Annotated in this window: 18 protein-coding genes; 10 read left to right on the top strand and 8 right to left on the bottom strand. The window is 64.0% G+C overall.

Annotation, left to right across the window (positions count from 1 at the left end; translation table 11 throughout):
* Complete coding sequence (gene hisB / locus AB5K84_RS00915) at positions 1-594, bottom strand: imidazoleglycerol-phosphate dehydratase HisB (RefSeq protein ID WP_011083477.1); 594 nt, start codon at positions 592-594, stop codon at positions 1-3.
* Positions 595-835: 241 nt separating this feature from the next.
* On the opposite strand from hisB, the gene hslV reads away from it, so the two are divergent.
* The 5 genes from hslV (at position 836) to AB5K84_RS00940 (ending at position 5384) form a co-directional block, all read left to right on the top strand.
* Complete coding sequence (gene hslV / locus AB5K84_RS00920; protein WP_011083476.1) at positions 836-1396, top strand: ATP-dependent protease subunit HslV; 561 nt, start codon at positions 836-838, stop codon at positions 1394-1396.
* Between the two features lie 181 nt (positions 1397-1577).
* Positions 1578-2063 carry a GNAT family N-acetyltransferase gene (locus AB5K84_RS00925; RefSeq protein WP_011083475.1) on the top strand — a complete coding sequence of 162 codons (486 nt, stop codon included), beginning with the start codon at positions 1578-1580 and terminating at the stop codon, positions 2061-2063.
* On the top strand, positions 2060-2677 hold the full coding sequence (locus AB5K84_RS00930) for a DUF2585 domain-containing protein (RefSeq protein ID WP_011083474.1): 618 nt from the start codon (positions 2060-2062) through the stop codon (positions 2675-2677). Before AB5K84_RS00925 ends, AB5K84_RS00930 begins: the two co-directional genes overlap by 4 nt.
* Before the next feature lie 52 nt (positions 2678-2729).
* A complete protein-coding gene (gene hslU / locus AB5K84_RS00935) occupies positions 2730-4034 on the top strand; it encodes an ATP-dependent protease ATPase subunit HslU (protein ID WP_011083473.1) in 1305 nt (434 codons plus the stop codon).
* Between the two features lie 225 nt (positions 4035-4259).
* Positions 4260-5384: a hypothetical protein gene (locus tag AB5K84_RS00940; RefSeq protein WP_011083472.1), complete on the top strand. Its 1125-nt coding sequence runs from the start codon at positions 4260-4262 to the stop codon at positions 5382-5384.
* A gap of 144 nt (positions 5385-5528) precedes the next feature.
* On the opposite strand, the gene AB5K84_RS00945 is transcribed toward AB5K84_RS00940, so the two are convergent.
* Genes AB5K84_RS00945 through AB5K84_RS00955 form a run of 3 tightly spaced genes read right to left on the bottom strand, consistent with a single transcriptional unit; the run spans position 5529 to position 8354 of the window.
* Entirely contained in the window at positions 5529-6119 is a 591-nt protein-coding gene (locus tag AB5K84_RS00945) for a Smr/MutS family protein (RefSeq protein ID WP_011083471.1), read from the bottom strand.
* The gene (gene mltA, locus AB5K84_RS00950) at positions 6116-7669 is read right to left on the bottom strand and encodes a murein transglycosylase A (protein WP_038965126.1); all 1554 of its coding nucleotides are present in this window, start codon (positions 7667-7669) and stop codon (positions 6116-6118) included. The genes AB5K84_RS00945 and mltA overlap by 4 nt, the downstream gene beginning before the upstream one ends.
* The gene (locus AB5K84_RS00955; protein WP_011083469.1) at positions 7647-8354 is read right to left on the bottom strand and encodes a Tim44/TimA family putative adaptor protein; all 708 of its coding nucleotides are present in this window, start codon (positions 8352-8354) and stop codon (positions 7647-7649) included. The genes mltA and AB5K84_RS00955 overlap by 23 nt, the downstream gene beginning before the upstream one ends.
* 415 nt (positions 8355-8769) lie before the next feature.
* On the opposite strand from AB5K84_RS00955, the gene secB reads away from it, so the two are divergent.
* Positions 8770-9255, top strand: a complete 486-nt coding sequence (gene secB, locus AB5K84_RS00960) for a protein-export chaperone SecB (RefSeq protein WP_011083468.1) — start codon at positions 8770-8772, stop codon at positions 9253-9255.
* A gap of 8 nt (positions 9256-9263) precedes the next feature.
* On the opposite strand, the gene dnaQ is transcribed toward secB, so the two are convergent.
* From dnaQ to AB5K84_RS00980, 4 genes are read right to left on the bottom strand one after another with little or no spacing between them, the layout of a single operon-like run.
* A complete protein-coding gene (gene dnaQ / locus AB5K84_RS00965; protein WP_011083467.1) occupies positions 9264-9983 on the bottom strand; it encodes a DNA polymerase III subunit epsilon in 720 nt (239 codons plus the stop codon).
* 26 nt (positions 9984-10009) lie between these two features.
* Entirely contained in the window at positions 10010-10609 is a 600-nt protein-coding gene (gene coaE, locus AB5K84_RS00970) for a dephospho-CoA kinase (protein WP_011083466.1), read from the bottom strand.
* A 23-nt stretch (positions 10610-10632) separates the two neighbouring features.
* Complete coding sequence (locus AB5K84_RS00975) at positions 10633-11241, bottom strand: Maf family nucleotide pyrophosphatase (protein WP_011083465.1); 609 nt, start codon at positions 11239-11241, stop codon at positions 10633-10635.
* A gap of 8 nt (positions 11242-11249) precedes the next feature.
* The gene (locus AB5K84_RS00980) at positions 11250-12089 is read right to left on the bottom strand and encodes a pyruvate, water dikinase regulatory protein (RefSeq protein ID WP_011083464.1); all 840 of its coding nucleotides are present in this window, start codon (positions 12087-12089) and stop codon (positions 11250-11252) included.
* A 519-nt stretch (positions 12090-12608) separates the two neighbouring features.
* On the opposite strand from AB5K84_RS00980, the gene hemJ reads away from it, so the two are divergent.
* From hemJ to mnmG, 4 genes are all read left to right on the top strand, one after another.
* Entirely contained in the window at positions 12609-13031 is a 423-nt protein-coding gene (hemJ, locus tag AB5K84_RS00985; protein WP_011083463.1) for a protoporphyrinogen oxidase HemJ, read from the top strand.
* Positions 13032-13281: 250 nt separating this feature from the next.
* Positions 13282-14547, top strand: coding sequence for a transcription termination factor Rho (gene rho, locus AB5K84_RS00990; RefSeq protein WP_011083462.1), 1266 nt, complete (start codon positions 13282-13284; stop codon positions 14545-14547).
* Positions 14548-14861: 314 nt separating this feature from the next.
* Positions 14862-16220 carry a tRNA uridine-5-carboxymethylaminomethyl(34) synthesis GTPase MnmE gene (mnmE, locus tag AB5K84_RS00995; RefSeq protein WP_011083461.1) on the top strand — a complete coding sequence of 453 codons (1359 nt, stop codon included), beginning with the start codon at positions 14862-14864 and terminating at the stop codon, positions 16218-16220.
* A 464-nt stretch (positions 16221-16684) separates the two neighbouring features.
* Positions 16685-18565, top strand: a complete 1881-nt coding sequence (mnmG, locus tag AB5K84_RS01000; protein WP_011083460.1) for a tRNA uridine-5-carboxymethylaminomethyl(34) synthesis enzyme MnmG — start codon at positions 16685-16687, stop codon at positions 18563-18565.
* Positions 18566-18597: the final 32 nt, after the last annotated feature.

Below are 18597 nucleotides of genomic sequence, written 5' to 3' on the forward strand. Positions count from 1 at the left end.
TCAGCCGCCGAGCGAGCCCTTGGTGGACGGGATTTCACCCGCCGCCTTCGGATCGATCGCAACCGCCGCCCGCAGCGCCCGCGCCAGACCCTTGAAGCAGGACTCGGCGATATGGTGGCTGTTATCGCCATATAGGGTCTCGACGTGGAGAGTCACGCTGGCGTTCATGGCGAAGGCCTGGAACCACTCGCGCACGAGCTCGGTGTCGAACTCGCCGATCTTGTCGCGGGGGAAGTCGACCTTGAACACCAGGACCGGGCGGCCCGAGATGTCGATCACGACGCGCGACAGGGTCTCGTCCATCGGCATGTGCACGCCGGCATAGCGGGTGATGCCCGCCATGGTGCCGAGCGCCTGCTTGACCGCCTGGCCGAGCGCGATGCCGGTGTCTTCGGTGGTATGGTGATGATCAATGTGCAGGTCGCCGACCGCCTTGACCGTGAGGTCGATGCGGGAATGGCGGGCGAGGAGATCGAGCATATGGTCGAAAAAGCCGATGCCGGTCGCGATATTGGACACGCCGGTGCCATCGAGGTTCACGGTGACCTCGATGTCGGTTTCCTTGGTCTTGCGCTTGATCGTCGCGGTGCGCATCAAAACTAGCTTTCGCTTTATTTGAGCATGATCTTTGTCGGAAAACCGGTGCCCACTTTTCCGGATCATGCTCGGGGGCCGAAAACGGGGGTCTTTTAACAGCCCCATGACGCCTTCGCTACTGCGGGAACGGCTGGCCGGGCGTCTACTTCTGCCTATGGTGAGCGAAATTGGGGCCGGAGCGGCCCGTTGTGCCCTCGCCCCCGACCGCCTAAATCAGCCCGGACAACGAGGATCATTCATGCAGGATTCCCAGAAAAGCTCGCCGGGCTGGCACGGCACCACGATCTTGACGGTCCGCAAGGGCGGCAAGGTGGTGATCGGCGGCGACGGCCAAGTCTCGATCGGCCAGACCGTGATCAAGTCCAACGCCAAGAAGGTCCGCAAGCTCGGCAGGGGCGACGTCATCGGCGGCTTTGCCGGCGCCACCGCCGACGCCTTCACACTCTTTGAGCGGTTGGAAGCCAAGCTCGAGCAATATCCGGGGCAATTGACCCGCGCCGCGGTCGAGCTCGCCAAGGATTGGCGCACCGACCGTTACTTGCGGCGGCTGGAGGCCATGATGATCGTGGCCGACAAGGACGTCTCCCTGGTGCTGACAGGCACCGGCGACGTGCTCGAGCCCGAGGCCGGCGTGATGGCGATCGGCTCCGGCGGTAACTATGCACTGGCGGCCGCGCGGGCCCTGCTCGACACCGACAAGGACGCCGAGACCATCGTCCGCCGCTCCCTCGACATCGCCGCCGACATCTGCGTCTACACCAACCGCAATGTGACCATCGAAAGCCTGGCGACCGGCTAGGCCTGTGATTGAACAGCGGAGCTCAGGACTGGCTGTAACCTCTCCCGCTTGCGGGAGAGGTCGCGCCAAAGGCGCGGGTGAGGGCTCCCTCCCCTTGGGGGCTGTCCCGTTGCGGAAGCACCCTCTCCCCAACCCTCTCCCGCAAGCGGGAGAGGGAGTGCAGCTCCGTCATGGTCGCTAGATGACCCAAAGCTACGCCTTCCGCCCGATGACCGCGGCCGACCTGCCGCTGATCCGGCGGTGGCTGGGCGAAGCGCATGTGCGGGAATGGTGGGGCGATCCGGGCGAGCAGTTTGCGCTGGTCAGCGGCGACCTCGATGAGCCGGCGATGGACCAGTTCATCGTGTTGGCCGGCGACAAGCCGTTCGGCTATCTTCAGTGCTACCGCCTGACTGCCTGGAATACGGGCTTCGGGCCGCAACCGGGGGGCACGCGTGGGATCGATCAGTTCATCGGCGAAAGCGACATGATCGCGCGCGGCCACGGCTCGGCCTTCATCCGCCAATTCGTCGACGAGCAGCTGCGGCACGGCCTGCCGCGCGTCGTCACCGATCCAGACCCGCTCAACTCGCGTGCCGTACGCGCCTATGAGAAGGCGGGCTTCGTCCGCGACCGCATGGTCGAGACGCCGGACGGGCCGGCGCTGTTGATGGTGCGCGTGCCATGACGCTGGCAACCACGCACGAAAGCAAAGCCGCGGTGCCGGCATTCGCCTGGGTCAGCATCGCGCTGTTGCTGCTGGCGCTGCAGGCCTCGATCCTGTTCGCGATGGGCCGGGTGCCGATCTGCACCTGCGGCTACGTCAAGCTGTGGCACGGCGTGGTGAACAGCTCGGAGAACTCCCAGCACATCGCCGACTGGTACAGCTTCTCGCACGTCCTGCACGGCTTCCTGTTCTACGGATTGACCTTTCTGCTATTCGCGCGCCTGCCGTTGCTGCCTCTGTCGTGGCCGGCACGGCTGATCGTCGCCATGCTGATCGAAGGCGCCTGGGAGATCGTCGAGAACTCGCCATTCATCATCGAGCGCTACCGCGCCGGCACGATCTCGCTGGACTATTTTGGCGACAGCATCGTCAATTCGGTCTCTGACAATCTGGCCATGGTGCTGGGGTTCCTCGCCGCACGCGTTCTGCCGGTCTGGGTCACCGTGATGATCGGGCTCGCCTTCGAGATCATGCTGGCGCTCCACATTCGCGACAATCTGACGCTCAATATCCTGATGCTGATCCATCCGATCGAGGCCGTGAAGCAATGGCAATCGGGGCCGCCGATCATCTGACGGCCGAAAAAGCGACTTGTCCCGGCCCGCATCTGACCCTAGCTAAGGTCCCATGACAGACTTCTCTCCCCGCGAAATCGTTTCCGAACTCGACCGTTTCATCGTCGGCCAGACCGACGCCAAGCGCGCCGTCTCGATCGCGCTGCGCAACCGCTGGCGGCGGCAGCAGCTCGAAGGTTCCTTACGCGAGGAGGTGCTGCCGAAGAACATCCTGATGATCGGCCCCACCGGCGTCGGCAAGACCGAGATCGCGCGGCGACTGGCCAAGCTTGCCAATGCGCCGTTCCTGAAGGTCGAGGCGACGAAGTTCACCGAAGTCGGCTATGTCGGCCGCGACGTCGAGCAGATCGTGCGTGATCTCGTCGAGGTCGCGATCGCCCAGGTGCGCGAGCGCAAGCGCAAGGATGTACAGGCGCGCGCCCAGCTCGCCGCCGAGGAGCGCGTGCTCGACGCCCTGGTCGGCGCCAATGCGAGTTCGGCGACGCGGGAATCCTTCCGCAAGAAGCTGCGGGCGGGCGAACTCAACGACAAGGAAATCGAGATCGAGACGCAGTCCTCCGGCGGCGGCATGCCGATGTTCGAGATTCCGGGCATGCCGGGCGCGCAGATGGGCGCGATCTCGATCGGCGACATCTTCGGCAAGCTGGGCGGCCGCAGCAAGACCCGGCGGCTCACGGTGGAAAGCTCGCACGAGATCCTTATCAACGAGGAATCCGACAAGCTGCTGGACACCGAGCAGCTGACGCTGGAAGCGATCAGCGCGGTCGAGAACAACGGCATCGTGTTCCTGGACGAGATCGACAAGATCTGCGCCCGCGACGGCCGCGTCGGCGGCGACGTCTCGCGCGAGGGCGTGCAGCGCGACCTGCTGCCGCTGATCGAGGGTACCACGGTCTCAACCAAGCACGGCGCGGTGAAGACCGACCACATCCTGTTCATTGCCTCCGGCGCCTTCCATGTCGCCAAGCCGTCGGACCTGTTGCCGGAATTGCAGGGCCGCCTGCCGATCCGCGTCGAGCTCCAGGCGTTGACCCGTGACGACATGCGCCGCATCCTGACCGAGCCCGAGGCCTCGCTGATCAAGCAATATGTTGCCCTGATGCAGACCGAGGGCGTCACGCTCGACATCACCGACAACGCCATCGACGCGCTCGCCGACGTCGCGGTCGCCGTCAACTCGACCGTCGAGAACATCGGCGCGCGGCGGCTCCAGACGGTGATGGAGCGGGTGCTGGACGAGATCTCCTTCACCGCGCCCGACCGCAACGGCGAGACCATCCGGGTCGATGCCGATTTCGTACAGAAGCACGTCGGCGACCTCGCCAAGAACGCCGATCTGAGCCGGTTTATTTTGTAATTCCGGGCTTGTCCGCTATCTATCCGCCGTCGTCCTGGCGAAAGCCAGGACCCATTCCACCAGCGGATATTGTTGAAGCAAGATGGCGGCTCTGATCTCGGCTCAAGCGACCTGCGGTGGTTATGGGTCCCGGATCTGCGCACGCTCCGGACAACGCTGCGCGTTGGCACGAGCTCGCTTGTCCGGGACGACGGCGGCGGTAACCTGCGCCGGTTCGGGTGCAGCGTGACGACGCGCATCCTGCAAAACCCCTGGCGCCTGCTGCTCGCGATCAACGCCGTGGTCATCGTCGGCGTGTTCGTTCACAAGATCCAGCTGCCGCCCTACGTCCCCTACATCCACCTGCTCGTCGACTACCATTTCGGCTTCATCAAGCGCGCGCTGATCGGGGCGGTCGTCGCGCTGTTCACGACGAAGGTGCCGGTCTGGCTGGTGTTCGCACTCGGCGGCGTGACGTGGCTGGTGACGCTGGCGCTATTTGCAAGGTTGTTTCAAAAGACCTTCGGCTTTGCCGCGAAGACGCTGCCGCTGTTCGTGTTCATCGCGGGCTCGCCGTTCTTCCTGAAGAACTTCATGCACACGCTCGGTCATTTCGACATCTATGGCTGCGCGCTGGCGATCATCCTGCTGCTGATGCCGGCGGGCTCACTGCTGTTCGTGGCGACGGCGGCGCTGTTCTCGATCGTGCTCGTGCTGATCCACCACATTCATCTCTTGATGTACGTGCCGACCATCATCGCCATCGTCGTGATCAGGCACTATCTCGCCTGCGGGTGCAATCGCAGCAACGTCGCGTTCGGCGTGGTCGCCCTCGCGGTCGTCTCCGCGCTGTTCTTCGCGGCCCAATTCCTGGGAACGATGCCGATCCCGGAGGCGGATTTCGTCGCGTATCTGAAGACCAGGATGGTCGATCCCTCCCGCACCGACCTCTTGCAATTCAGCTACATCTGGTACCAGCCGCTGGCGAAGGAGATCTTGGACACCTGGGGCCGCCTGCCGCACAACATCCTCGGCGTGCCGGTGTTTGCGCTTCTGATCTGGCTGCACACGCCGCTGTGGCGCTATTTTGCCGATTTGATCAGCGCGCTCGCAAGCGAGACGCACCGGCGCCTCGTCATCGCCGCGCTGATCGGCGTCAGCCTCGCCTATCTCGTGATGTTCGCGATGGTGTTCGACTATTCGCGCTGGATCTCGAACTGGGCGGTCTGCATGTTCCTGATCCTGCATGCGGTGAAGATGCTGCCGGCCAAACAGGAGACCCCGCTGATCCCGGCCGGGGATCGCAACACTGACATCTTCGGCCTGGTCATCACGCTGATCCCGCGCGTCGGAATCGTGCGGCCGTTTTAGACGGTGCACTCCCTCTACCGCTTGCGGGGGAGGGCTGGGGTGAGGGTGTCTCCGCAGAGGGATTCCCTAAGACGAAAGAACCCTCACCCGCCACGCTCTTCGAGCGCGTCGACCTCTCCCGCAAGCGGGAGAGGTGTAGAACCGCTAAAATCTCGCCCGCCTGATCCGCACGTAAAGCGCGCCCTCGCCGCCATGGCCGATATGCGCCGTCTCGAAGCCGACGACGAAGGCGCGGAATTCCGGCAGGCTCAGCCATTCCGGTACCTGGCGGCGGAGCACGCCGCTTTCGCCGCCGCTCCGGCCCTTGCCGGTGATGACGAGCACGAAGGTCAGGCCGTCGTGATGGGCGCGGTGCAGGAAACCGGTCAAGGCGCGATGGGCGCGCGTCTGGGTCATGCCGTGCAGATCGAGCCGCGCCTCGATCTCGCTGCGGCCGCGCGACAGCTTTGTGCGCTCGCGCTTGCCGAGCGGCGCCAAAGGCGGGACGGACGGCTTGGCGGCACGCGGCGCCGGCGCCGCAGCAATCGGACGTGGCGACGGCGCAGGTCGCGTGGCCGGCGCAGCGGGTGATGGTTCTGGTCGCGACGCGGGATGCGCTTTCGGCGCACGATGCTTCCTCAGCGGCTTGACCTGTTTTGCGACCGTATCCCACAGCTCGCGCTCATCCTCGCTCAGCGCGCGGCGGCGCGGCGAGGGGCGAGGCTCCAGCACGGGCGGACGGGACGATCGTTTCATTGCTGCCGATGGGGACGATTTTTCGCCGGCCGCCGCAGCTCTTGAACAGGCTCGATCACGGGACGCGGCACCGGCAACGGGACAGGGCTTGCGACAGCGACCGTCTCACCCTTGCCTGGCGCCACGGCTGCGGCCGGAGCCGCCGGCTTGGCCTGATCCTTAGCAGGTTCGGTTTGCGGAAACAGCTTTGCGATCTTCTCCGAGGGCCGCGGATCCGGCACCGGCAGCCGCGCGGCGCGTGGCGTCGGATCGAGGCTCTTCGGCACCAGCATCACGAAATGCATGGGATGGCGCAGTCGCCCCGAGACGCGGCCGGCATCCGCGCCGGCGCCGAAATAGAGATCGGCGCGCGCGGGACCGATGATGGCCGAGCCGGTGTCCTGCGCGATCATCAGCCGATGGAACGGCGTCTTGGAGCGCTCGGAGTCGATCGGCAGCTCGCCCTCGATGAAGAACGGCGTGCCGTAGACATGCAGCGATTTGTCGACCGCGATGGAGCGGCCGGCCGTCAGCGGAATGCCCTGCGCGCCCACCGCCTCGTCCTTGTCCGAGAGATTGACCTCGCGGAAGAAAATGTAGGCGCGGTTCTGGCGGCGCAGCTCCTTGGCGCCATCGGGGTTCTGCGCCATCCATTCCCTGATCTTCTGCATCGACATCTCTTCCTTCGGAATGATGCCGCGCTCGATCAGGATGCGCCCGACGGCCGTGTAGGGGTAGCCGTTATAGGCGTCATAGTTGAGCCGGAGCGTCGTGCCGTCGTCGAACTTGATCCGCGCCGAGCCCTGGATCTGCGCGAACAGGAGATCGGTCGGGTCCTTCAGCCAGGCGATCTCGAGCCCACGGCCCGCGATCTTGCCGTCCTCGATCTCGCCGCGGTCGTAATAGGGCACCAGCTTGCGGCGGCCGATCTTGCGATAGACCGGGCCCTTGTTGGGCAGGCTGACCGAATCCTGCTTGTAGCCGCGCACGAAGAGGTTCGAAGGCCGGCGATAGACCGGGACATTGTAGACGTCAGTCTGCGTCCGCGATCCCTCCAGCACCGGCTCGTAATAGCCGGTGACGAAACCGTCGGGCTCGCCGAGGCGCGAAATGCGCAGCGGCGCAAAATTCTCCTCGAAGAAGGTTTTGGCCTTGGCGTCGTCGCTGAGCTCGAGCGATTTGGCGGCCCGGCACGGTTCGCTCAGCGATGCCCCCAGCGCCTTGTATTCACTCTTGGGCTCGGGAGCGACGGTCTGCGCGTTGATCGACCGGCAGCTCGCGCGGAACGTCTTGTAGGCTGCGAGATGATCGTCATCGCTCCAGCCTTTCACATCGGCCCAGGCCAGCGGCAGGTATTGCGCGCCTGATATCTCGAACGGCAGGGGGAGCTGCGGATAGGGCAAGGCCCGCGGCGGGGTGGCGGGCAATTGCGGGAGATGGTGGTGGTGGCTGCGGTAGTGGCGCCGCGCCGCCTCGGCGCCGAGCGAAAACGACGACAGCACGACGACACCCGCGCAAAGCGCCGTCGCGCTGGTCTTCAGGAAGACCTTAATTCGCGCTTCCGGTGCCAACCAGCTTCCAGTTCGGATCGCGAGAGGTGATGTCGCGGGCGAAAGTCCAGATGTCGGTGATGTCGGCGACCGTATCGGCGCTGCCGTCGACGATATTGCCGGCCTTGTCGCGGGTGGCCGAGATCATCTGCGAGACGAAGCGGATGGTGAGTTGGGCGGTGCGGTCGCGCAGCTCGGCGCCGACGAGCTCGGCCTTGTCGATCGAGACGAAGCGCGTCTCGGTCTTCTGCTCGTTCTTCTCGCGCTCCTTGATCGCGGCGTCGAAGCTTTCATAGACCTCCGACGACAGCAGGTCGCGCAGCGCGCGGCGGTCGCCATTGGCAAAGGCCAGCACGATCATCTCATAGGCGCCGCGGGCGCCCGAGATGAAATGGCGCGGGTCGAAGGTGGAATCCTTGTCGACGATGGCGTCGAGACCCTGCGCGAGCGCGGTGCCCGGCTCGGTCAGGCCCTTCCAGCGGTCGGAGGGCGGGGTCGGCTCGACCGTCGGCGCCAGCGGAGCCTGGTCGATCACCTTGCCCGGCATGGTCACGACGTTCTTGTCCTGGGCACCCCCCAGCGCGTTGCGGGCGGCAGTATGGTCGAACGGAGGCCGCTCGTTGCCCGTGCGCTGCCCCAGCACGCTGCGCAGCCGCAGAAAAATAAAGACCGCCAGCGCCAGGAAGATGATGGTGTAGATGTCCACGAGGTATTCGCTTTCTGGTCTTCTCTAGAAGGGGCCGCCTAGAAGGGTCGCCGCCGGGAAAATCAATCCGGCCAGTAGACCGTTCCATACGGGAACGGCAAGTCTACATCACCATTTCGGGTCCGCACGTCAGGTCCGTGGGATGTAGGCACGAAATCTTGCCCGGCCAATGGCGCCTTTTGGCACAGCACGAAGTGTAGCGCGTTTTATGCTTAAGGGGAAACCCGATCATGCCCGGAAATCGCGCATCTTCAATCGTTTAACCTGCGATTGGGCCGGGAGGCCGGAGTGAGCGTCACAGATGTGGCCGCGGCCGGGGTATCCCCCCGGGGCCGTTCGTCCTTGTGGAACGAGGCGGCCCTATGTTAGCCAACCGCCGCGAAATTCAGCCCCAATCGGGTAAGGAGAGACTTTCATGACCAACGGTAACGGCACCCCTCCCGAGGCGGCCCCGGCTCCCCAGCTCAACGTGCTGGCGCAATATACCAAGGACCTCTCGTTCGAAAATCCGAACGCGCCGAGTTCGCTCCAGCAGCAGGGCCAGCCGCCCCAGATCAATATCCAGATCAATGTCGGCGCCAATAACCTCAGCGAACAGGAATTCGAGGTGACTCTGTCGGTCGAGGGCAAGGCCGAGACCGCGGGCAAGGTGATGTTCTCGTTCGAGCTCGCCTATGCCGGCGTGTTCCGGATCGTCAACGTGCCGAAGGAGAACCTGCACCCGCTGGTCATGATCGAATGCCCGCGTCTGCTGTTCCCGTTCGCGCGTGAGATCATCGCCACGGCCGTGCGCGACGGCGGGTTCCCGCCGCTGATGCTGGATCCGGTCGATTTCGTCGGTCTCTATCGCCAGAACATGGAGCGGCAAATGGCCGCCGGTGGTCAGGCCGGCCAAGCCTAAAATCAGGCCTAACCAGCCGGATTGACGGTAACTGGAGCGGGCAAAAACTCGTTCCAGATCGCCTTGTCGCCGAGCGTTGCGATGAAGGCCCTGTGGGCCTCGCGCTCGGCGTCGGAAATCCGCGGCGCAAGCGGCGTCGGTCGCTGCCGCCGCGGCGTATCGCCAGCCGCATTGATGCGAATTTCCTCGGCTTCCGAAGCCAGCAGCAGCTGCGACTGCCTCGCCCCGACCAGATCGACATAGACCTCGGCCAGAAGCTCGGCGTCGAGCAGCGCGCCGTGCTTGGTGCGGCGGGAATTGTCGATCGCATAGCGCGAGCAGAGATCGTCGAGCCGGTTGGACACGCCCGGATGCTTGCGCCGGGCCAGCAGCAGCGTGTCCACCAGCTGCTCGCGCGGTATCGCGGCGCGCTTGATCCGGTCGAGCTCGGCATTGATGAAGCTGATGTCGAACGAGGCGTTGTGGATCACCAGCGGCGCATCGCCGATGAACTCCAGGAACGCATCGGCGACCTCGTGGAACACCGGCTTGGTCGACAAAAATTCGGCCGACAGCCCGTGCACCGCAAAGGCTTCCGCCGGCATGTCCCGTTCGGGATTGATGTAGACGTGATACGTCTGCCCCGTCGGCATGCGGTTGAACATCTCGACACAGCCGATTTCGACCAGGCGATCGCCGCGGAGCGGATCGAGGCCGGTGGTTTCGGTGTCGAGAACGATTTCGCGCATGATCAGGAGCCGTGTGGGACGGCGAATCAGGCTCGCCGCTGCGGCATCTTAACGACCTCGGCCAGGATGTGCGCAATTTGCGCCCGCACCGGTTCAAGTCCGTGTGACGTATCCACTACGAAATCGGCCCGCTTGCGCTTTTCCGCGTCGGGCGTCTGCTTGGCGATGATGGCGTTGAGCTTGGCCTCGTCCATCGTGCCCCGCGCCAGCACCCGCTCGCGCTGCAGTTCTGGCGAGGTCGAGACCACAACGACGGCGTCAACCCGCTTCTCGCCACCGGTCTCGAACAGCAGCGGGATATCCAGCACCACGACCGGCGCGTTGGCGGCTTCGGCGTCGGCAAAGAATTTTTGTCGGGAGGCGCCGAGCATCGGATGAACGATCTGCTCGAGCTGCTTGATCGCGGCGGGATCGTGCACGACGCGGGCCGACAGTTTTGGTCGATCGACCTTGCCGTTCGCGGTGGTGCCGGGGAAGGCGGCTTCGATCGCAGGCGCCGCCTCGCCCTCGTAGAGCTGATGGACGGCGGCATCGGCGTCGTAGACGGGGACGCCGGCCTCCGCGAACAATTTCGCGGTGGTCGATTTGCCCATCCCGATCGAGCCGGTCAGTCCCAGGATCCGCATCAGCGCACAACCACGTCCGTCATTCAAACTGCAATTAGCTGTTCGCTCCGCAGGAACGCAAGCAGCGGCAGCAGCGGCAAACCCAAAATGGTGAAATGGTCGCCCTCGATGCGCTCGAACAGGTGAATGCCGAGGCCCTCGAGCTGATAGGCGCCGACGCTGGTCGTCACGGCGTCCCCGGCCGCGTCAAGATAGGCCGAAAGCTCCGCCTCGCTCATCTGTCGCATGGTCATGCGGGCCACCGAGACGTCCTCGAAGACAATCTTGCCGTCATGTGCCACGGCCACCGCCGAATTCAGCTCATGGTAGTTGCCGGCGAGATCACGCAATTGCGCCATCGCCTGCGCGCGGCCGGCGGGCTTGTTGAAGAGACGCTCGCCAAGGGCCAGGGTCTGGTCGGCGCCGATGACATGGCTTCCCGGATGATTGGCCGACACGGCTTTGGCCTTTTCGCGCGCCAGCAAGAGACCGATGTCGCGAGGACTCGAAAGCTTCGACGCGGCCTGGATGCCGCGCTCGTCGATATCGGCCGTGATCGCTATGAACTCCAGCCCGGCATTCGCCAGCAGCATCTTTCGCGCGCTGCTTTGCGAGGCCAGGATCAACGGAGATTTGCCGCGCCACAAACCCATCGCGAAAACTATTCCGAGGGCCGGTTGCGCTGGCGATCGCTGTAGAGCTTCATGATCGCCGCGGCGGTTTCCTCGATCGAGCGCCGCGTGACGTCGAGCAGCGGCCAGTCGTGCTTGGCGCTGAGCTTGCGGGCGAACGCGACCTCCTCGGCGACGGACTGCCTGTCGGTATAAGTGTCGCTGCTGGAGTCGGCGCCCATCGAGAGCAGGCGGTTCTGACGGACCTGGATCAAACGTTCCGGTGTCGCATGCAGGCTGACCACCAGCGGCCGCGTCAATGTCTCCAGTTGCACCGGCACCGGAATGCCCGGCACCAGCGGCACGTTGGCGGTGCGGATGCCGCGATTGGCGAGGTAGATCGACGTCGGCGTCTTCGAGGTGCGGGAGACACCAACGAGCACCACGTCGGCATCGTCGAGACCTTCGACATGCTGACCGTCGTCATGGATCATCGTGTAGTTCAGCGCGTCGATGCGCTTGAAATATTCCGCGTTGAGCACGTGCTGCGCGCCGACGCGCCCCGTGGTCGCGGCCCCAAGATACGCCTCGAACAACTGCATCACCGGACCGATGATCGACAGGCTCGGAACATTGATCCCTTTGCACTTGTCCTCGAGCCGGGAGACCAGATCCTTCTCGAGCAACGTGAACAGCACGATACCCGGCGCCTCCTCGATCTCGTCGAGCACGCGGTCGAGCTGCTTCTGGCTGCGCACCAGCGGGTAGACATGCTCCACCGGCGTGACGTTCGCGTACTGCGCGGCGACGGCGCGCGCGACGGTGATCAGCGTCTCGCCGGTGGAGTCGGATACGAGGTGCAGATGGAAATAATTGTTCGAGGTCGGCACAAAAACTCTTTGTATGAGGGCGGTGTGATGTGTGGATTTCTGTGGAGCTTAACCCCTCGGAAAGGGTTGCGCGACACCAGGGGCGGGACAAGTGCCAATTTTCTTCACACCACTGCCCGTGAGAACAAGTCCGGCGGCCCACCGAGAGGGAAGCGGGATTGCGCGGATAACCCCCTTGATAGGCTGTCGACGGGCGCACGCAAGCCCTTGAGCCCGGACGGCTTATCGGATCCGCCGAGGCCCACGCGGGATATGTTGATGGATGTGAACAAGCGCTCGGGAAGTGGCGGACGGAATTGTGTGAGTCCAATCCACGGTCACTAAGACTCAAACCTTAAGATTCTAAAAGTTTAGGTTTAGATAAGCGGAGCGCTCGGATAAGTGTGCGCTCCCATCTATGAATGAATTCTTACCGGGCTCGTTCCATCCACTGTTTGGTGAGCAGAAGCGTTATCGAGCGAAGCGGATTCCGGTTCGCCTCGAGAAAACGCGTCGAAACAAGAAAAGGAGGCCGCCGGCATGTACGAGTGGATCAAGGCGCTGCACGTGATCGCCGTCATTTCCTGGATGGCGGGCATGCTCTATCTGCCGCGGCTGTTCGTCTATCATTGCGAGGCCGAAATCGGCTCCAAGCAGTCGGAAACGTTCAAGGTCATGGAGCGCCGGCTGCTCAAGGCGATCATCAACCCGGCCATGATCATCACCTGGCTCGCCGGGCTCTATCTCGCCTGGTCCGGCCATTGGTTTGCATCCGGTTGGCTGCACGTAAAACTGGCACTGGTCCTGGCGTTGTCCGCGGTCCACGGCTTTTTTTCCCGCTGGTTGAAGGATTTCGCTGCCGACCGGCGTCCCCGAAGTCAGAAATTCTATCGGATTATCAATGAGGTGCCGACCGCCCTGATGATTTTCATCGTCATCATGGTGATCGTGAAACCGTTCTAGGCAGCGATCTCGATTGATCGCCCAGCGCTTCGGCTTGCGCAGTGAGGGGCGATTTTCTATATTGGCGATATCCCACCCAACGCAGGCGGATGTGGTTGTGTCCGAGCTTTCCAGAGGCCGGACACCGCATCAGGTTTGAAGCCTCACCGGCACTCACCTTGCCAGACCTGCGGACCCTATCTTCCTTCTCGTCCGCATTTCAGAGCCTCCTCGCACCCCCTCCCTTAGGTTACCCCACAGGACCACCCCAATGCGGGAAATTAAACTCCAGGACCTCAAGTCGAAAACCCCGGCCGAGCTCGTCTCGTTCGCGGAAGAGAATGGGGTCGAGAATGCCAGCACCATGCGCAAGCAGGAGCTGCTGTTCGCTATCCTCAAGCAGCTTTCGCTCGCTGAGACCGACATCGTCGGTGAAGGCGTCGTCGAGGTGCTCTCCGACGGCTTCGGCTTTCTCCGCTCGCCCGATGCCAATTATCTGCCGGGCCCGGACGACATCTACGTTTCGCCTTCGCAGATCCGCCGTTTTGGCCTGCGCACCGGCGACACCATCGAAGGCCACATCCGCAGCCCGAAAGAGGGCGAGCGCTATTTCGCGCTGCTGAAGGTCAATACGCTCAATTTCGAGGACCCGGAAAAGGCCAAGCACAAGGTCAATTTCGACAATCTCACGCCGCTGTTTCCGAACCAGCGCTTCCGCATGGAGATCGACGATCCGACGCGAAAAGACCTTTCTGCAAGGGTGATCGACATCGTCGCGCCGATCGGCAAGGGCCAGCGCGCCTTGATCGTGGCGCCGCCGCGCACGGGTAAAACCGTGCTGATGCAGAACATCGCGCATTCGATCACGCACAATCATCCCGAATGCTATCTGATCGTGCTTCTGATCGACGAGCGTCCGGAAGAAGTCACGGACATGCAGCGCTCGGTGAAGGGCGAGGTCGTGTCCTCGACCTTCGACGAACCGGCGGTGCGCCACGTCCAGGTCGCGGAGATGGTGATCGAGAAGGCCAAGCGCCTGGTCGAGCATGGCCGCGACGTCGTGATCCTGCTCGATTCGATCACGCGTCTCGGCCGCGCCTACAACACCGTGGTGCCGTCATCCGGCAAGGTGCTGACCGGCGGTGTCGACGCCAACGCGCTGCAGCGCCCGAAGCGCTTCTTCGGTGCCGCCCGCAACATCGAGGAGGGCGGCTCGCTGACCATCATCGCGACCGCGCTGGTCGATACCGGCAGCCGCATGGACGAAGTCATCTTCGAAGAGTTCAAGGGCACCGGTAACTCCGAGCTGATCCTCGACCGCAAGGTCTCGGACAAGCGGACCTTCCCGGCGATCGACATCTCGCGCTCCGGTACCCGCAAGGAGGAGCTCATCACCGATCCGCAGGTGCTCAAGAAGATGTACGTGCTCCGCCGCATCCTGAACCCGATGGGCACCATGGACGCGATCGACTTCCTGCTCGACAAGCTGCGCTCGACCAAGAGCAATTCGGAGTTCTTCGACTCCATGAACACCTGAGTGCGGTGCAGCAAAGGATTGGAGGGCGCCTTCGGGCGCCCTTTTTTTTGTGCGGCTTTGTTGCAGCGAGGGTGCAGCATGGCGAGCGGTTGCCATCTGAATCTAATTGTCTATTAAGATATTGATATAACTAAATAATACTTGACTCTAGCTAAGTCTTTTAGCGGAGGCGGGGGAGACTCTTGCGGCAAAATGCTGCGGTATGCTGCGGTGCAAAAAAGCTTTTTGCTGCGGGAATTGGTGCAGCAAAACCGCGCGGGCGTATCGGCCGAAACGGATATTTGCCTTTTCCCCGGCGGCTGGACAAATAGGCCATGCATCCGCGAGACCAGACCATCTTTGCTCTGTCGTCGGGCCGTCCGCCGAGCGCGATCGCCGTGGTGCGGGTCTCGGGCGCGCAGGCCGGCCTGGTGCTGACGACGCTGGCGGGCAAGCTGCCGGCACCGCGGCAGGCCAGCCGCCGGCTGCTCCGTGACGGGACAGGCCAGCCGATCGACGACGCGGTCGTGCTCTGGTTTCCGGGGCCGGCGAGCGCGACCGGTGAGGACGTCGCCGAATTCCACGCCCATGGCGGCCGCGCGGTGCTGGCGGCGCTCCTGGCCGCTATTTCTGTAATTCCGAATATGCGGGCGGCCGAGCCCGGCGAGTTCACGCGACGCGCCTTCGAGAACGGCAAGCTCGACCTGACCGAAGCCGAGGGCCTCGACGACCTCATCCATGCCGACACCGACCGCCAGCGCCGCCAGGCGTTGCGTCAACTGCAGGGGCTGCTCGGCAACCGCGCGCGCGACTGGCGCGAGCGAATCATCGAGGCGTCGGCACTGATCGAAGCCGGCATCGATTTTTCCGACGAGGGCGATGTGCCGGCGGAGCTGAGGGCGCCGGCGGTCAAGGCGATCAAGGCGCTCCACGTCGAAATCACAGAGGTGCTTGCGGCACAGGGACATTCTGAACGCCTGCGCGATGGAATGGTGGTTGCCATCGCCGGCGAGCCGAATGTCGGCAAGTCGACGCTGATGAATCAGCTCGCGCGCCGAGATGTCGCGATCGTGTCGCCACATGCCGGCACCACGCGCGACGTGATCGAGGTGCAGCTCGACCTCGACGGCTATCCGGTCACTGTCATCGACACCGCCGGCATTCGCGAGACCGATGATCCCGTGGAGCAGGAGGGTGTGCGCCGCGCCCGAGCGCGAGCCGAGGACGCCGACCTCGTACTGTGGTTGGTGGAGGGGGAGCAGGCCGCCGATCCGGCTTCGATGCGTTCGCTGTGGACGTCCGGCGACGGGAGCCATCCGTCCGGCGGCTCGGTCTGGATCGTGCGCAACAAGATCGATCTCGGCGAGTTCGGGGACGAGGGGCCGCAGGGCGAGTTCGGGATCTCGGCCAGCCGGGGGGACGGGATTCGCGAGCTGGTCGACGCCCTCGTGAAGTTTTCCGCCGAGTTCTTTGGAACCAGCGAGGGCGCATTGGTGACCCGGGCCCGGCAACGCGATCTGTTGCGCCAGGCGTCAGACAGCTTGCGCCGAAGTCTGGAGCTTGTAGGAGAGGGCGAAGAGCTGGCGGCCGAGGAGCTTCGTTCCGCCGCCTATGCCCTGGGCCGGCTGTTGGGCCGGGTGGACGTTGAAGACGTCCTTGGGGCCATCTTTCAGAAATTCTGTATCGGAAAGTAGCGCTAGTTCTTCATTGTAGAACTAGCGCTTGTTCCATTGCTTGGTGTTTCACGTGAAACAGCGGTTCCATTCACGGGGAAGGCGAGTGGGCCTGTTTCACGTGAAACCGGCCTTGGTGCACTCGATCTGACCTCGCTGCGAAACGGTGGCGATTTGGAGCAGGGTGCGTGCCTCAGTCTCGTCATTGCCAGGAGCTCTTGCGACGAAGCAATCCAGACCGCCTCCGCGGAGACAGTCTGGATTGCTTCGCGTCGACGGATGATTGTTCCGTCGTCGCCCCTTCCTGCATCGTGGGGTCCATTTCGTTTCACGTGAAACATAGTGATTTCAAACCCCAGCCTACTGTGCATGGGGTTGTTTTCGCGAAACCGCACTTCGTCCTCCCGACCGCCTCGTTTCACGTGAAACAACCGGCACCCAGTTTCCACTTCCGGCTTCTCCGCCTCTGAGCTAGAAGTCCGCCCATGCGACCAGAGCGAGAGAGTTTCGACGTCATCGTGATTGGCGGCGGCCACGCCGGCTGTGAAGCCGCGGCTGCGTCTGCCCGGATGGGCGCCGCGACCGCTCTCGTGACGCATCGTTTCTCCACTGTCGGCGCGATGTCCTGCAATCCGGCCATCGGCGGTCTCGGCAAGGGCCATCTGGTCCGCGAGGTCGATGCGCTGGATGGTCTGATGGGCCGGGTCGGCGATGCCGGCGGCATCCAGTTTCGTGTCCTCAATCGCCGCAAGGGCCCCGCGGTCCGCGGCCCCCGGGCCCAGGCCGACCGGAAGCTTTATGCCGCCGCGATGCAGGCCGCGATCCGGGAGACCGAGGGTCTTTCCGTCATCGAGGGTGAGGCCGACGAGCTGATCGTGGTCGAGGGCCGGGTGACCGGTCTTCGCCTGGCCGACGGCCGGGAGTTCGGAGCCGGGTCCATTGTTGTCACCACCGGCACCTTCCTGCGTGGTCTGATCCATCTCGGCGAGAAGAACTGGCCCGCCGGCCGCGTCGGCGAGGCGCCCGCGATGGGCCTTTCAAGCTCCTTCGAGCGCGCCGGCTTCACCCTTGGACGGCTGAAGACCGGCACTCCACCGCGTCTGGATGGCACCACGATCGACTGGTCGGCGGTGGAAATGCAGCCGGGAGACGAGCCGCCGGAGCCGTTCTCGGTCATGACCGACCGGATCACGACCCCGCAGATCCAGTGCGGGATCACCCGGACCACGGCCGCGACCCATGAGGTGATCCGGGCCAATGTCCATCGCTCCCCGATGTACTCCGGCCAGATCAAGAGCTCCGGACCGCGCTATTGCCCCTCGATCGAGGACAAGATCGTCCGCTTCGGTGACCGCGACGGCCACCAGATCTTCCTGGAGCCGGAAGGGCTCGACGACAGCACCGTCTATCCCAACGGCATCTCGACCTCGTTGCCGGAGGAGGTCCAGCTCGCGATCCTCGCCAGCATTCCCGGCCTGGAGCGGGTCAAGATGGTGCGCCCGGGCTACGCCATCGAATACGACCACATCGATCCCCGCGAGCTCGATCCGACCCTCCAGACCAAGCGTCTGCGCGGCCTGTTCCTGGCCGGGCAGATCAACGGCACCACTGGGTACGAGGAGGCCGCCGGGCAGGGCATCGTGGCCGGGCTGAACGCGGCTTTGGCCGCCAGCGGGGCCGCACTGACGGTGTTCGACCGCGCCGATGGCTATCTCGGCGTGATGATCGATGACCTCGTCACCCGCGGGATCAGCGAGCCCTATCGGATGTTCACCTCGCGGGCCGAGTACCGGCTGACGCTGCGGGCCGATAATGCCGATCAGCGCCTGACCGAGAAGGGCATCGCTCTGGGGTGCGTTCGGAGTGCCCGGACCCTGCATCACCGGACCAAGATGGAGGCCCTGAACGCCGCCCGGACGCTGTCGAAGTCGCTGACCATCACCCCGAATGAGGCGATCAAGCACGGACTGTCCCTGAACCGGGACGGTCAACGCCGCTCGGCCTTCGAGCTGATGGCCTATCCGGACATCGGCTGGAGCCAGGTCCGCGCCATCTGGCTGGAGCTGTCGGCGATCGACCCGGTCATCGCCACCCATCTCGAGATCGACGCCAAGTACGACGTCTATCTGGAGCGCCAGAGCGCCGACGTCGAAGCCTTCCGGCGCGACGAGGGGCTGGTGCTGTCAGAGGTCGATTATCAGCTGGTGCCAGGTCTCTCCAATGAGGTGAGGGCCAAGCTGGAGAAGGCGCGGCCGTTCACGGTCGGCCAGGCCGGCCGGATCGATGGCATGACGCCGGCGGCGCTCGGCATCCTCGCGGCCTATCTCCGGCGCGAGGCAAGGAAGACCTCAAAGGCAATTGCATAGGCGTTTCACGTGAAACAGCGCGGACCGGCCGG

It is taken from the genome of Bradyrhizobium sp. 1200_D9_N1_1 (genome assembly GCF_052075915.1).
Taxonomy (GTDB): Bacteria; Pseudomonadota; Alphaproteobacteria; order Rhizobiales; family Xanthobacteraceae; genus Bradyrhizobium; species Bradyrhizobium diazoefficiens.

Excerpts from the sequence above, each read along its gene's own strand:
- hisB (WP_011083477.1), bottom strand. The coding sequence starts at position 594 with ATGCGCACCGCGACGATCAAGCGCAAGACCAAGGAAACCGACATCGAG.
- hslV (WP_011083476.1), top strand. The coding sequence starts at position 836 with ATGCAGGATTCCCAGAAAAGCTCGCCGGGCTGGCACGGCACCACGATC.
- AB5K84_RS00925 (WP_011083475.1), top strand. The coding sequence starts at position 1,578 with ATGACCCAAAGCTACGCCTTCCGCCCGATGACCGCGGCCGACCTGCCG.
- AB5K84_RS00930 (WP_011083474.1), top strand. The coding sequence starts at position 2,060 with ATGACGCTGGCAACCACGCACGAAAGCAAAGCCGCGGTGCCGGCATTC.
- hslU (WP_011083473.1), top strand. The coding sequence starts at position 2,730 with ATGACAGACTTCTCTCCCCGCGAAATCGTTTCCGAACTCGACCGTTTC.
- AB5K84_RS00945 (WP_011083471.1), bottom strand. The coding sequence starts at position 6,119 with ATGAAACGATCGTCCCGTCCGCCCGTGCTGGAGCCTCGCCCCTCGCCG.
- secB (WP_011083468.1), top strand. The coding sequence starts at position 8,770 with ATGACCAACGGTAACGGCACCCCTCCCGAGGCGGCCCCGGCTCCCCAG.
- dnaQ (WP_011083467.1), bottom strand. The coding sequence starts at position 9,983 with ATGCGCGAAATCGTTCTCGACACCGAAACCACCGGCCTCGATCCGCTC.
- coaE (WP_011083466.1), bottom strand. The coding sequence starts at position 10,609 with ATGCGGATCCTGGGACTGACCGGCTCGATCGGGATGGGCAAATCGACC.
- AB5K84_RS00975 (WP_011083465.1), bottom strand. The coding sequence starts at position 11,241 with ATGGGTTTGTGGCGCGGCAAATCTCCGTTGATCCTGGCCTCGCAAAGC.
- hemJ (WP_011083463.1), top strand. The coding sequence starts at position 12,609 with ATGTACGAGTGGATCAAGGCGCTGCACGTGATCGCCGTCATTTCCTGG.
- rho (WP_011083462.1), top strand. The coding sequence starts at position 13,282 with ATGCGGGAAATTAAACTCCAGGACCTCAAGTCGAAAACCCCGGCCGAG.
- mnmE (WP_011083461.1), top strand. The coding sequence starts at position 14,862 with ATGCATCCGCGAGACCAGACCATCTTTGCTCTGTCGTCGGGCCGTCCG.
- mnmG (WP_011083460.1), top strand. The coding sequence starts at position 16,685 with ATGCGACCAGAGCGAGAGAGTTTCGACGTCATCGTGATTGGCGGCGGC.